Origin of the sequence: Streptomonospora arabica (genome assembly GCF_039531585.1) — a bacterium.
Lineage (GTDB): Bacteria > Actinomycetota > Actinomycetes > Streptosporangiales > Streptosporangiaceae > Streptomonospora > Streptomonospora halophila.
The window spans coordinates 34151-47215 of the sequence record NZ_BAAAQI010000005.1 but is presented as its reverse complement, the minus strand read 5'-3'; the positions used below and the strand labels follow the sequence as shown (position 1 = coordinate 47215).

The 13065-nt window shown below is 71.8% G+C and carries 13 protein-coding genes; 7 read left to right on the top strand and 6 right to left on the bottom strand.

Annotation, left to right across the window (positions count from 1 at the left end):
• Positions 1-2: 2 nt before the first annotated feature.
• The 4 genes from ABD284_RS10410 to ABD284_RS10395 form a co-directional block, all read right to left on the bottom strand.
• Positions 3-1481 (bottom strand): glutamyl-tRNA reductase, encoded by a 1479-nt coding sequence (locus tag ABD284_RS10410; protein ID WP_344142523.1) that lies wholly within the window; start codon positions 1479-1481, stop codon positions 3-5.
• A 106-nt stretch (positions 1482-1587) separates the two neighbouring features.
• Complete coding sequence (locus ABD284_RS10405) at positions 1588-2280, bottom strand: redox-sensing transcriptional repressor Rex (RefSeq protein WP_344142521.1); 693 nt, start codon at positions 2278-2280, stop codon at positions 1588-1590.
• A 284-nt stretch (positions 2281-2564) separates the two neighbouring features.
• Complete coding sequence (locus ABD284_RS10400; protein ID WP_344142519.1) at positions 2565-2840, bottom strand: glutaredoxin family protein; 276 nt, start codon at positions 2838-2840, stop codon at positions 2565-2567.
• 53 nt (positions 2841-2893) lie between these two features.
• On the bottom strand, positions 2894-3154 hold the full coding sequence (locus tag ABD284_RS10395) for a MoaD/ThiS family protein (protein ID WP_344142517.1): 261 nt from the start codon (positions 3152-3154) through the stop codon (positions 2894-2896).
• A gap of 107 nt (positions 3155-3261) precedes the next feature.
• Here ABD284_RS10395 and ABD284_RS10390 point away from each other — a divergent pair, with 107 nt between their 5' ends.
• The 7 genes from ABD284_RS10390 (at position 3262) to pstB (ending at position 11196) form a co-directional block, all read left to right on the top strand.
• Positions 3262-4029: a winged helix-turn-helix transcriptional regulator gene (locus ABD284_RS10390; RefSeq protein ID WP_344142515.1), complete on the top strand. Its 768-nt coding sequence runs from the start codon at positions 3262-3264 to the stop codon at positions 4027-4029.
• A 278-nt stretch (positions 4030-4307) separates the two neighbouring features.
• Entirely contained in the window at positions 4308-5501 is a 1194-nt protein-coding gene (locus ABD284_RS10385; protein ID WP_344142514.1) for a hypothetical protein, read from the top strand.
• A gap of 108 nt (positions 5502-5609) precedes the next feature.
• Positions 5610-6626: a mycothiol synthase gene (gene mshD, locus ABD284_RS10380; protein ID WP_344142513.1), complete on the top strand. Its 1017-nt coding sequence runs from the start codon at positions 5610-5612 to the stop codon at positions 6624-6626.
• 308 nt (positions 6627-6934) lie between these two features.
• Entirely contained in the window at positions 6935-8047 is a 1113-nt protein-coding gene (gene pstS / locus ABD284_RS10375; RefSeq protein WP_344142512.1) for a phosphate ABC transporter substrate-binding protein PstS, read from the top strand.
• A 237-nt stretch (positions 8048-8284) separates the two neighbouring features.
• Positions 8285-9256, top strand: a complete 972-nt coding sequence (pstC, locus tag ABD284_RS10370; protein ID WP_344142511.1) for a phosphate ABC transporter permease subunit PstC — start codon at positions 8285-8287, stop codon at positions 9254-9256.
• Positions 9253-10362, top strand: coding sequence for a phosphate ABC transporter permease PstA (pstA, locus tag ABD284_RS10365; protein ID WP_344142510.1), 1110 nt, complete (start codon positions 9253-9255; stop codon positions 10360-10362). Before pstC ends, pstA begins: the two co-directional genes overlap by 4 nt.
• Positions 10363-10416: 54 nt before the next feature.
• Positions 10417-11196: a phosphate ABC transporter ATP-binding protein PstB gene (gene pstB, locus ABD284_RS10360; protein ID WP_311546964.1), complete on the top strand. Its 780-nt coding sequence runs from the start codon at positions 10417-10419 to the stop codon at positions 11194-11196.
• 104 nt (positions 11197-11300) lie between these two features.
• On the opposite strand, the gene ABD284_RS10355 is transcribed toward pstB, so the two are convergent.
• Entirely contained in the window at positions 11301-12305 is a 1005-nt protein-coding gene (locus tag ABD284_RS10355; RefSeq protein WP_344142508.1) for an inorganic phosphate transporter, read from the bottom strand.
• A gap of 40 nt (positions 12306-12345) precedes the next feature.
• Positions 12346-12963, bottom strand: coding sequence for a DUF47 domain-containing protein (locus ABD284_RS10350; RefSeq protein ID WP_344142507.1), 618 nt, complete (start codon positions 12961-12963; stop codon positions 12346-12348).
• Between the last annotated feature and the right edge of the window lie 102 nt (positions 12964-13065).

Genomic DNA, 13065 nt, shown 5'->3' with positions numbered 1-13065 from the left:
GGTCACCCCTCTCGCGCCTGCTCGCCGGGCGTGCGCTCGACGCGGCTGACGGCGTCGGCCGTGGCGGGGTCGAGGTCGAACAGCTCGCGCAGCGCGGCCTCGTAGGAGTGGCCGTCGGGGCCGGCGGCCAGCTCCTTCACGCGCACGGTGGGCTGGTGCAGCAGCTTTTCGACGACGCGGCGCATGGCGTAGGTGACCTCGCCGCGGGTCTTGTCGTCGAGTTCGGGCAGGCGCCCCTCGAGGCGGCTCAGCTCCGACTCCATGACCGTGCGGGCCTTGTCGCGCAGGGCCACGACCGTGGGCGCGACGAGCTCGGCGCGGCGCCCGCTCCGGTACTCGTCCACCTCCTCGTCGACGATTCCGCGCACCAGTGAGATGGCGCCGGCGCGCTCGGCCGACTCGTCGCCGCGTTCGGCGACCGCCCGGCGCAGGTCCTCGATGTCGACGAGGTCGACGCCCGGCAGCTCGCGCACGCCGGGGTCGATGTCGTGGGGCAGCGCGAGGTCGAGGAACACCAGCGGGCGCGCGGTCGAGCGGGCCCGCTCGACCCCGTCGCGGTCGAGCACGAGTCCCTGCGCGCCGGTGCAGGAGATCACCAGGTCGACCTCGGACAGGACCTCGGCCGCGGAGTCGAAGGGCACGGCGCGGCTGCGGATGGGCTCGTAGGCCTCGGTCAGGCACTCGGCCAGGCGCTCGGCGCGCTCGTGCGTCCGGTTGGCCACGGTCACCTGTCCGGCGCCCTGGCGGGCCACGGTGTTCGCGGCGAGCGCGCTCATCGACCCGGCGCCCAGGACGAGCACACGCAGGCCGGTCAGCGGCCGGGGGTCCGGCAGCGCGGCGCCGACCTCGTCGGCGGGGTCGCCGGACTCGGCCATGCCCGCGACGGGGCAGCCGGCGGCCGTGTCGGCCGAGGGCTCGGAGGCGTGGGCCGCCTCGGGGACGGGCGCGCCGATCCGGCGCAGCGCGACGTCCAGGCCGAGGCCGACCATGTCGGCGCCGGCGTGGTCGAGGTGGGTGTCGGTGTGGGCGCGCTTGCCCACGCGCAGCGCCCGCTGGCCGAGGTCGTTGAGGACGCGGTCGAGGGTGCCCGCCTGCTGGGCGTCCTTGATCGCGTTGCGCACCTGGCCGAGGATCTGGCCCTCGCCCACGACCATGGAGTCCAGCCCGCAGGCGACGGAGAAGAGGTGCTGGACGGCGCGCTCCTCGTAGTGGACATAGGCGTGGCGGGTCAGCTCGCTGAGGGGGACGCCGGTGTGCCAGGAGAGGAGTTCGGTGACGGCGGCCATGGCCGGGTGGAACTTCTCGACGTCGGCGTAGATCTCGGTGCGGTTGCACGTCGAGACCATCAGCACCTCGTTGACCGAGGGCGCCGAGGCCATCTCGGACATGACCTTCAGCCGCGCCTGCCCCTCCAAGGCGACGCGCTCCAGTAGCGCCACGGGCGAGCTGCGGTGGCTCACTCCTACGGCGAGGACACTCATCTGCACTCCAATGCGGGCTGCATCGCGCTGCTCCGTACCTGCGGCGCCTCCCGCACGAGCGGGCGCGCCCTCTGCTGTGGCCCTGCTGCCCCCGGATCGGCCGCGTTCACGACGGTCCCCTCCCGAACGGGTCGAGGCCGGCGTATCCGTCGGCCTTGCGTTGTTCGTGGAAGGCCAGGATCTGCAGCTCGATCGACAAGTCGACCTTACGCACATCGACGCCCGGAGGCACATTGAGTACCACCGGCGCGAAATTGAGCACACTGGTCACCCCGGCCTGAACGAAGCGGTCGCAGACCTCCTGGGCGGCCCCGGCAGGCGTCGCGATCACCCCGATCGAGACGTTCTCCCTGCCGACAACGTCCTCCAGGGTGTCGATATGCCCGACCGACAGCCCCGCCACGGTGTCTCCGAGCACGCCGGTGTCGGCGTCGAGCAGGGCCGCGATGCGGAATCCCCGGGTGCCGAACCCCCCGTAGTTGGCCAGCGCGCGGCCCAGGTTGCCGACTCCGACGATGGCCACCGACCAGTCCTGGGTGAGACCAAGCTCACGCGATATCTGGTAGATGAGGTACTCGACCTCGTAGCCGACGCCGCGGGTTCCGTAGGAGCCCAGGTGCGAGAGGTCCTTGCGCAGCTTGGCCGAGTTCACGCCGGTGGTCTCGGCCAGGTGCTCGGAGGAGACCGTGAGGATGCCGCGGTCGTCGAGCGCCTGGAGCGCGCGCAGGTACACGGGCAGGCGCGCGACGGTCGCCTCCGGGATTCCCCGATCGCGGGGCCGTGGTTCAGGGGGGGTCACTGGCGTGCGCTCCTGGACGGCGATCGTCGCTGCCGGATCGAACGGCCCGGCCGCAATGGGCCGCGGCGGCCCCGCGGGCTCGGTCGCCATCCCCGGCCGGACTGGACTTGCGCCTTCAGATTACGCCCTTGTGAATACGCGCACAAAGTGGGGTGCCGCGCGGGAAGCGCCGCGCCGGACCCGATCCCCGGGGGCGCCGGCGGGCGGGAACGCCGCGCCGGCAGGGCCGCCGCGCTGTGCGGACGTGCCGGGCAAGGGCCCGCCCGGAACGCGGCCGGAGCCGGTCACCGCGCGCGGGTCAGCGCCTTGCGTAGCCGGCGCTCATCCACCCGCCAGAAGTCGTGCTGGGCGCCGTCGACGAAGGTCACCGGGATCTTGTCCCAGTAGTCGTCGCGCTCGGCCTGCGGCGCCGAGTCGAGGTCGCGCACCTCCACCGAGGCGCCCACCTCGGCGCAGACGCGCTCGATGACCCCCAGCGCCTCGTCGCACAGATGGCAGCCGGACCTGCCCAGCATGGTCACGGTGCGCCCGGCGGCCGCACCGCCCGCGCCATCGGCCATTCCGCTTCCCTTCTCGCTCCCCGCTCGCTCACCCGCGATCCGCGCGCCGGCGCTCAGCCGCCGGCGAAGGGCGGCAGAACCTCGATGACATATCCCTCGTTCAGCAGCACTCCGGCGTGTGGACGCGCACCCACGGGGTATTCGTCGACCACGAAAGACGAGCGGTCGAGCACCCGCAGCAGCCGGTCGTCCTCGCTATAGGCGGCACGCACCGACTCCAGCACCTCGGCCAGGGTCGACCCGGTCACCGGCTCCTCGGACTTGCCTGCGGCTTCCTTGGCCGCGGCCCAGTACCGGATGGTTCCGTTCACCATCGGTTGATTATCCTTGTTGGTCTCGGAGGCAGTCACTTCATTATTTCTCCGCCGGGGGCAATGAGGCCTTCGACCACCGCCGCGCGCGGGTTGACGGGAAGAGACGCATGAGTCATCTGCTCCTACTCACGAACTCCAACGAACCGTCGGATCATGTCCTGCCCGCCCTCGGCCTCCTGCTGCACTCGGTCCGGGTCTCGCCGGCCGAGGCGGGGGCGCTGCTCGCCACCGGTCCCGACCGCTCCTCGAACCAGCCCGTCGACGCCATTCTCGTCGACGCCCGCAGCGATCTCGCATCGGCGCGCAACCTCTGCCGCCTGCTCGACACCACGGGGCTCGACTGCCCGCTGATCGCGGTCCTCACCGAGGGCGGCGTCGCCGCCCTCACCTCGGACTGGCAGGTACGCGACTTCCTGCTGACCACGGCCGGGCCCGCCGAGGTCGAGGCCCGGCTGCGGCTGGCCGTCGGCCAGGCCGACGCCGGCTCCGACGACCCCGACGAGATCCGCCGCGGCGACCTCGTCATCGACGAGGCCACCTACATCGCCCGCCTGCGCGGCCGCATCCTCGACCTCACGTTCAAGGAGTTCGAGCTGCTGAAGTTCCTCGCCCAGCACCCGGGCCGGGTCTTCACCCGCGCGCAGCTGCTCCAGGAGGTGTGGGGCTACGACTACTTCGGCGGCACACGCACGATCGACGTGCACGTGCGGCGGCTGCGCGCCAAGCTGGGCAGTGAGTACGAGTCGCTGATCGGCACCGTGCGCAACGTCGGCTACCGCTTCGTGCCCGACACCCCGCCCCGGCCGGCTGGGGCGGAGACCGCGGCACGTGCGGAGGGGGACGCCTCCGCGGCGGCCGCGCCCACCCAGGCCTGACCGGACGGCGGCGTGTGCCCGGTGCCGCCGCCCGGCGGGCGGCGGCACGGGGGCGCGGGCGGCGCGGATCGGCGCCGAAAGACCATGGCCGGTGCGCCCGGCCCGTGCCTGGGAACATGGGAATGGGCCGGGAAACGTCGCGTCACCGGTCTCGTCCCGAAGCTCCCGATTGTTTAGGATGCGGGGGCAGTCGGCGTGCGGTGACCGCTCCCGTGCTCCCCGTGGTCGCCGAGCCGTCCTCCGCCACCGCGGCGTCCCGAACAAGGAGGCCAACGCCCATGCCCAGCGGAAAGCGGCTCCCTCCCGCCCGCTACGCCCTGCCGTTGCGCCTGGCCGCCGCGATCCCCCTCGGCTCGCTCTTCGTCGGCTCCGGGCTGGTGGGCCTGCCCGGCCCGGCCGCGGCCGCCTCCGACCCCGCTGCGCCGGTGCTCTCCTTCGACCCCGCGTCGGCCGCGGTCGAACCCGGCGAGACCGCCGAGACCGTGCTGCGCATCGAGCCGGGGGACACCGAGGGCACGGTCTGCCTGTACGACCTGGTCCTCAGCCACGCCGGCTTCACGGCTTCGGGCCCCCACAAGGCGACGCCCCCGACCACCGCCGGCATCAGCGGGCGGCCCGAGAAGTCGGCCGAGGTCCGCGCCTCGGTCGCCTACACCGAGGTCGAGGAGGGCGCGCCCTGCCCGGAGGAGCCGAGCGAGCTGCTGAAGTCCAGTACGCAGGACGCGTTCGCGGTGACCGTCGCGTCGGAGTCGCCCGACCCCTCACCCACGGGCTCTCCGGACCCCTCGCCGACGGGCTCGCCCGACCCCTCACCCACCGGATCCCCCGATCCCTCACCCACGGGCTCGCCCGACCCCTCACCCACCGGATCCCCCGATCCCTCACCCACGGGCTCGCCCGACCCCTCACCCACCGGATCCCCGGACCCCTCGCCGACCGGCTCCTCCGACCCCTCGCCGAGCCCCCCGGGTTCAAGCCCCACCTCCAGCTCGACGGGCGGGAGCGGGAACCCGGGCGGTGACGGCGGCCCGGAGTCGGACTCCGACGGCGAGAGCGACGGCGGCGGCCCCTCCAACGGCGGATCCGGAGGCTCCGGCGGCGGATCCGGAGGACGCGGCGACCCCACCGCCCCGCCGCACAGCCCGGTGACCACCGGCGACGGATCCGACTACGGCGCGGGCGGCGGGGCCGACCTGCCGGATCTGCCCACGGGCGTCCCCGATCTGCCGGGGCTCGACTCCCCCTCCCAGGACGGCCCTCTGGCCGACCTGCCCTCGGTCGAACCCGGTGAGCGCGACTCCTCGGGAACCACCGAGGTCGCCGCGCGCGAGCAGGCCGCCACCTCGATGGTCACGCCCGCCGTGCTCGTGCTGTTCCTCGTCCTGCTGCTGCTGTTCTCCACGCCGCTGGCCCCCTCCCGGCGGGTGCGCATCGGCCCCAGCACCTACAAGGGCCGACGCCGCAAGCACTGACCGCCGCGGGCCGCCGGTCCGGTCGCCCGCTCGGCTGACGCACCGGACCGGCGCCCCCGCCGCCGAGGCGGGCCGCGCGCTCGGGCACCCCGGGGCTAGGCTCGGGCCATGACCCACGTGCGCACCACCGAGTCCCTCTCGCCCGACGAGGCTGCGGCCGTCGTCGCGCTGGCCGAGGCGGCCGGCGCCCACGACGGCGTCGCGCCGCTGTCCGAGCAGACCCTGCTGCGGATCCGGCACGGCGCATCCGCGGGGACCGCGCGCTTTCATCTGGCCGCCGAGGCGCCCTCCACCGCCGACCCGGCGGCCGGCGGCGCCGGCCCCGCCGGCGAACTCGTGGGCTTCGCCTTCGCCGCGCGCGCCGACGGCGAGCCCGACTCCGCGGAGTTCGTGGTCGCGCCCGAAGCGCGGCGCCGCGGGCACGGCGCCGCGCTGCTGCGCTCGCTGGCCGACGACGCGCCCCGCGAGGGGCTGCGCGTGTGGGCGCACGGCCGCACGGAGGGCGCCGTGGCGCTGGCCCGCACGGCGGGCTGGACCCAGGTGCGCGGGCTGTTGAAGATGCGGATGCGGCTGCGCGCCGACGAGCGGGGCGTTCCCGCCGAGGCGCAGCAGCACGGCGGTGGCGCGGCGCTGCCGGAACCGGTGCTGCCCGAGGCCGTCGGCCGGCAGGTGGTGATCCGCCCGTTCCGGGCCGGCGACGACGAGCACGAGTGGCTGAGGGCCAACGCCGCCGCGTTCGCCGATCACCCCGAGCAGGGCGGGATGACCCTCGCGGACCTGCGCGAGCGGGAGCAGGAGGACTGGTTCGACCCCGCGGGCTTCTTCCTCGCCGAGGAGACCGCCACGGGGGCCCTGGCCGGGTTCCACTGGACCAAGGTGCACGCCGACGGCGCCGGGCTGGCCGACGAGCCGGTGGGCGAAATCTACGCGGTCGGGGTCGACCCGGCCTGGCAGCGCACCGGACTGGGGCGCGCGCTGACGCTCGTGGGCCTGCGCCACCTGCACGAGCGCGGGCTGCCGTGGGTCCTGCTCTACGTCGACGAGGAGAACCGGGCCGCCGTCCGGCTCTACGAGTCGCTGGGGTTCTCGGTGTGGGACGCCGATGTGATGTACGCCGCACGATGACCCGAGCGCGCCGCGGTCACCGCTTCTACCTGCGAGATCACGAACACAGCGTGATATCCCGCCCATCGGCGGTGACGTCTCCTGGTCACACTCGGCGTGTCGGCGTGACATCGGCGTGACCTGAACGCGGTTCACCGCACAGCCATCAGTGAGCCGCCGCTCCTTCCCGCAGTCTCACGCCCCAGTTCACCCTGCGTTCACCCTGCTTGGGACCTCTGGTCACTTCGCGTGCCTACCTTCGCATTTGGCGAGGTCATCGACCGGGCTCGCCCAAAGGTGACGAAGTCCAAAGGAAGGACATCGGGGCTGTGAAGCTCTCCAAGTACAGCCAGTTCGCGGGGATTGCCCTCGCCGGCGCTCTTGCACTCACCGCCTGCGGCAGCGACCAGGCGGTCGACCCCCAGAACCAGCAGGCCGCCGGTGACGTGAACTGCGTCGACGGCGGCGGCACCCTCTCCGGCGCGGGCGCCAGCTCCCAGGAGAACGCGATGGCGGCGTGGAAGGCCGCATGGGAGGGCGCCTGCGCGGACTCGATCGTGCAGTACGACTCCGTAGGCTCCGGCGCCGGCCGCGAGCAGTTCATCAGCGGCGGCGTCTCCTTCGCCGGCTCCGACGCCGCGCTGGACGAGACCGAGACCAAGGACGCCACTGAGCGCTGCAACGGCTCCGAGGTCGTCAACCTGCCGGCGTACATCGCCCCCATCGCGGTGGCGTTCAACCTCGACGGCGTCGACTCGCTGAAAATGAGCCCCGAGGTCATCGCCAAGATCTTCGACCAGAAGATCACCAAGTGGAACGACGAGGAGATCGCCGAGCTCAACCCCGACGCCGACCTGCCCGACCAGGAGATCGTCCCGGTCAACCGCGCCGACGAGTCGGGCACCACCGAGAACTTCGTCGCCTACCTCTCCGAGGCCGCCGGCGACGCCTGGCCGCACGAGGTGAGCGGCAACTGGCCGATCGAGCCGGTCGAGGCCGCCCAGGGCTCCAGCGGCGTCACTCAGGCCGTCGAGGGCGGCCAGGGCACCATCACCTACGTCGACGCATCGCACGTCGGCGAGCTGGGCACCGTGAGCGTCGGCGTCGGTGATGAGTACGTCGAGTACAGCCCCGAGGCCGCCGCCGCCATCGTGGACGCCTCCGACCCCCGCGAGGAGAACACGGAGAACGACCACGCGGTCGAGCTCGACTACACCACCAAGGAGTCCGGCGTCTACCCGATCGTGCTGATCTCCTACCACATCGCCTGCATGGAGTACCAGGAGCAGAAGGACGCCGACCTGGTCAAGAGCTTCCTGAGCTACGTGGTCAGCGAGGAGGGCCAGCAGGCCGCGGCCGAGGAGGCCGGCTCCGCGCCGATCAGCCAGGACACCCGGGACACCCTGGTGGGCACCATCGAGAAGATCTCCGCGGGCTCCTGATCACCCGATCGCAGATCTCCTCCGCCGGGGCGGGGTTCGCACCAGGTGCGAGCCCCGCCGTCGGCGGTTTCGGCATGTCCGGGGCGCGCATACTCCCACGGCGGACTACACCGCACCGTGTGCCGGACCACCCCGCGACGACCAGCACAATGACTTCCGGCGGCGCGCACCGGCACGGCCGGCGTGCGCACCATTCGCCCGGTGGCGATCCATGACCGAATTCGACCGGAGCCTTACATGACAACCACGGACTCGTCTCAGACGGCCGACGCCCCCAGGGGCAAACGCCGACTCGGCGACCTCGTCTTCGCCAATTCCGCTCGCGGGGCGGGGCTGCTGATCCTGGCGATCCTGGCGGGTGTCGCCGTCTTCCTGATCGTGCAGTCCCTCAGCTCCCTCACGGCCAACGAGGCCAACTTCTTCACCAGCACCGAATGGAGCCCCGAGTCCGCCCCGGGCGACACGGTGCGGTTCGGTGTCGCCTCACTCGCCTTCGGCACCGTCCTCGCGGCGCTCATCGCCCTGGTGCTGGCCACCCCGATCGCCATCGGGATCGCGCTGTTCATCGTCTACTACGCCCCCCGGCGCCTCGCCGCGCTGCTGGGCTACGTGGTGGACCTGCTGGCGGCCATCCCCAGCGTCGTCTACGGCCTGTGGGGCCTGATCTACCTCACCCAGGAACTCCAGCCCTTCTACCGGTTCCTGGCCGAGTACCTGGGCTGGATCCCGCTGTTCGCCGGCCCGGTCTCCTCCACCGGCCGGACCATGCTCAGCGCGGGCATGGTCCTCGCGGTGATGATCCTGCCGATCATCACCGCGATGTCGCGCGACGTGTTCGCCCAGGTCCCCCAGGCCCACCGCGAGGCCGCCCTGGCACTGGGGGCCACGCGCTGGGAGATGATCCGCGTCGCGGTCCTGCCCTTCGGCCGGCCCGGCGTCATCGGCGGCGCCATGCTCGGCATGGGCCGGGCGCTGGGCGAGACGATGGCCGTCGCGATGATCCTCTCCCCGTCGCTGGTCATCTCCCCCTACCTGCTGCGGAGCGGCAACCAGACCATCGCCGCGCACATCGCCCTGCAGTACCCGGAGGCGACGGGCACCGGCGTCTCCGCCCTGATCGCCGCCGGCCTGGTCCTCTTCGCGATCACCCTGGCCGTGAACATGGCCGCCCGCTTCGTCGTCTCGCGGCGCAAGGAGTTCACCGAATGACCACCACGGAAAAGCAGACCGCCGCAGGCAGCCCCGGCGACGGGCCGAACCTGAAGGCGGAGGGCCTCTACACCCGGACCCTGCCGACGTACTTCCCGCTCGCCCTGCTCGCGGGCTGTCTGATCGTCGTCGCGGGCGCCTTCTACCTGCTGGGCGCCTTCCACCCGGTCCCGGTCGCGGTGGTCGCGGGAATCGTCTACCTGGCGGCGGTCACGACCGTCTCGGCGACGGTGGAGAACGGGCGCCGGGCGGCGGACCGGTTCGTCACCGGCATCGTCTACTGCTGCTTCATCGTCGCCATGGTGCCGCTGGTCTCGCTGCTGGCGACCGTGGTGGTCTTCGGCATGGAGCGGTTCGACCTGTACTTCCTCAGCGTCTCCATGAACGGCGTCATCCCCAGCATGGATGCCGGCGGCGTCTACCACGCCATCGTGGGCACACTGGTGATCACCGGCCTGGCGACCGTGATCTCGGTGCCGATCGGCCTGATGACGGCCGTTTACGTGGTCGAGTACGGGCGCGGCCGCCTCAAGCAGGCCATCACCTTCTTCGTCGACGTCATGACCGGCATCCCCTCCATCGTCGCGGGCCTCTTCGTGGTCGCCCTGTGGATCCTGCTCTTCGGTCCGGGCAACACCAACGGCCTGGCCGGCGCGATCGCGCTGTCGGTGCTGATGATCCCCGTCGTGGTGCGCTCCAGCGAGGAGATGCTCCGGCTGGTGCCCAACGAGCTGCGCGAGGCCTCCTACGCGCTCGGCGTGCCCAAGTGGCTGACGATCGTGAAGGTGGTGCTGCCCACCGCCGTGGCCGGGCTGACCACGGGAATCATCCTCGCGCTGGCCCGCGTTATCGGGGAGACGGCGCCGTTGATCCTCACCGCGGGCATGGCGTCGACACGGATCCAGGCCAACCCTCTCGACGGCGACATGATGAGTCTGCCGGTCTACATCTACAAGGCGGTCCGCGACATGGGCCTCTCCGGCGAGGCCGGAGTCTATGCCGAGCAGCGTGCGTGGGCTGCGGCGCTGACCCTGATCCTGGTGGTCATGCTGCTGTTCCTCGCGGCCCGCCTGGTGTCGCGCTTCCTGTCCCCCCGATCCCGGTGACGCCGCACCCGACACGACCAGCACGTTCAACCTGACTCACCTGAGGATTCTCCAGTGGCCAAGCGAATCGACGTCTCCGACCTGAACGTCTACTACGGCGACTTCAAGGCGGTCGAGGACGTGACCATGACCGTCGAGCCCCGCTCGGTGACCGCCTTCATCGGCTCGTCGGGCTGCGGCAAGTCGACCTTCCTGCGCACCCTCAACCGGATGCACGAGGTCACCCCCGGTGCCCGCGTCCAAGGCAAGGTGATGCTGGACAACCTGGACGTCTACGACCCGTCCGTCGACCCCGTCGCCGTGCGGCGCGAGATCGGCATGGTGTTCCAGCGCGCCAACCCGTTCCCGACGATGTCCATCTACGACAACGTGATCGCCGGCGCGAAGCTGAACAACCAGCGGATGAACAAGCGCCGCGCCGACGAGATCGTCGAGCGGTCGCTGCGCGACGCCAACCTCTGGGAGGAGGTCAAGGACCGGCTGAACAAGCCGGGAGCGGGCCTCTCCGGCGGTCAGCAGCAGCGGCTGTGCATCGCCCGCGCCACCGCGGTGGAGCCGACGGTGCTGCTCATGGACGAGCCGTGCTCGGCGCTGGACCCGATCTCCACGCTGGCGATCGAGGACCTGATCGCCAAGCTCAAGGAGAACTACACGATCGTGATCGTCACGCACAACATGCAGCAGGCCGCGCGCGTCAGCGACCGCACGGCCTTCTTCAACCTGGCGGGCACCGGCCAGCCGGGCCGGCTGATCGAGATGGGCGACACCAACAAGATCTTCACCAAGCCGGACAAGAAGGAGACCGAGAACTACATCACCGGCCGGTTCGGGTAGCCGCAGCCGGGATCGCCGCCGGCGGAGCCGGAGCTCCGCCGGCGCGCATCCGCCTTCGGCGGCCGGGCGTGCGGCGGCCGGCCCGCCCGGCGCCGCGGGCCCGGTCAGATCGGCAGTGCGGTGCTGAGCAGCACGTAGGCCGCGGCGGCCACCACGGCCGCGCCGGGCACCGTGGCCAGCCAGACGACCACGATGTTGCCCGCCATGCCCCAGCGCACCGCCGACAGGCGCCGCGTGGCGCCCACGCCCACGATCGCCGAGGTGATCAGGTGGGTGTTGGAGACGGGCACCTGCCAGATGAACGAGGTCGCGTAGGAGACGGCGGCCACGGTGCTCTCGGCGGCGAAGCCGCGGGGCGCGTCGAGCTGGATCACCCGCCGGCCCAGGGTCCGCATGATGCGCCAGCCGCCGGTCAGCGTACCCAGCGCCATGGCACCCGCCGCGGCGCACACCGTCCACAGCGGTACGTCGTACGAGTTCTGGTAGCCGGTGGTGACCAGGGCCAGGACCACCACGCCCATGGTCTTCTGCGCGTCCTGCAACCCGTGGCCCAGCGCCATGGCGGCCGCGGAGGCGCTCTGCGCGATCTTGAAGTTGCGGGTGATGCGCCGCACGTTGGTCCTGCGGAACAGCCACAGGATCGCCAGCATCGCGCCGTAGCCGAGCAGCCCGCCGATCAGCGGCGAGACGACCATCGGCAGGGCGAAGTCCGACGCCACGCCGCGCCACTCCACCGTGGTCGCCGAGGCCAGCGCCGCGCCGATCATCCCGCCCACCAAAGCGTGGGAGGACGACGAGGGCATGCCCTTGGACCAGGTGGCCACGTTCCAGGCGATCGCGCCGATCAGCGCCGCCAGCAGCACGGCCGCCCCGCCGGTGCCCTCCGGCGGGTGGATGATGTCGCGGCTGATGGTGCGGGCGACCCCCTCGCCGAGAAAGGCGCCGATCACGTTCATGACCGCCGCCATGATCACGGCGGCGCGCGGGCCCAGCGTCCGCGTCGAGACGGCGGTCGCCAGGGAGTTGGGGGCGTCGTGGAAGCCGTTGGTGTAGGCGAAGACGAGCGCGGCGAGCACAACCGCGCCCAGCGTCACGGAGTCGAGTGGCACGTCAGAGCCAAGCGTTCGGTCGGGGCTGTGGCGGGGGGAGTCAGGATTCCTTCACCGCGATGCTCTCGACCGTGTTGGCGACGTGTTCGAATGCATCGGCGGCGGTCTCCAGCTCCTCGATGACGTCCTTCAGCTTGAGCACGGTGAGGGCGTCGTACTCCCCGCTGAACAGCTTGGCCAGCAGGCGGCGGTAGATCTGGTCGGCCTGGTTCTCCAGCTGGTTGATCTCGATCCAGTAGCGGGTGAGGTCCTTCATCGAGCGCAGCCGCGGCATCGCCTCGGCGGTCAGCTCGGCCGCGCGCTCCAGCACCTCGATCTGGTCGATGATGCCCTTGGGCAGGCGGTCGAGGCCGTAGAGCCCGACCAGGTCGACGGCGGCGTCCATGGAGTCCATCACGTCGTCCAGAGACGACGCCAGCCGGTAGATGTCCTCGCGGTCGAAGGGGGTCACGAAGCTCTCGTTGAGTCTCCGCATGATCGCGTGGGTGCGGTCGTCGCCGGCGTGCTCGCAGGCGCGCATCTTCTCGGCGATGGCATCGCGGTCAGCGCCCTCGCTGATGAGCTCCACCAGCAGGCGTGCTGCGATGACGAGGTTGTTCGCGGCGTCGGCGAACATCTCGAAGTAGCTGTCATCACGCGGGGTCAGGCGCAGACGCACATCAATCTCCCGAAGTGCGGTGATCGTCCTCAGGGATGTTATGGGCACTCGTCCGGCCGGGGGCCGCGGCTGCACCGCGGACGCGACCGCGCGGCGCCCCCG

Excerpts from the sequence above, each read along its gene's own strand:
- ABD284_RS10410 (WP_344142523.1), bottom strand. The coding sequence starts at position 1,481 with ATGAGTGTCCTCGCCGTAGGAGTGAGCCACCGCAGCTCGCCCGTGGCG.
- ABD284_RS10390 (WP_344142515.1), top strand. The coding sequence starts at position 3,262 with ATGAGTCATCTGCTCCTACTCACGAACTCCAACGAACCGTCGGATCAT.
- ABD284_RS10385 (WP_344142514.1), top strand. The coding sequence starts at position 4,308 with ATGCCCAGCGGAAAGCGGCTCCCTCCCGCCCGCTACGCCCTGCCGTTG.
- ABD284_RS10395 (WP_344142517.1), bottom strand. The coding sequence starts at position 3,154 with ATGGTGAACGGAACCATCCGGTACTGGGCCGCGGCCAAGGAAGCCGCA.
- pstC (WP_344142511.1), top strand. The coding sequence starts at position 8,285 with ATGACAACCACGGACTCGTCTCAGACGGCCGACGCCCCCAGGGGCAAA.
- pstA (WP_344142510.1), top strand. The coding sequence starts at position 9,253 with ATGACCACCACGGAAAAGCAGACCGCCGCAGGCAGCCCCGGCGACGGG.
- mshD (WP_344142513.1), top strand. The coding sequence starts at position 5,610 with ATGACCCACGTGCGCACCACCGAGTCCCTCTCGCCCGACGAGGCTGCG.
- ABD284_RS10400 (WP_344142519.1), bottom strand. The coding sequence starts at position 2,840 with ATGGCCGATGGCGCGGGCGGTGCGGCCGCCGGGCGCACCGTGACCATG.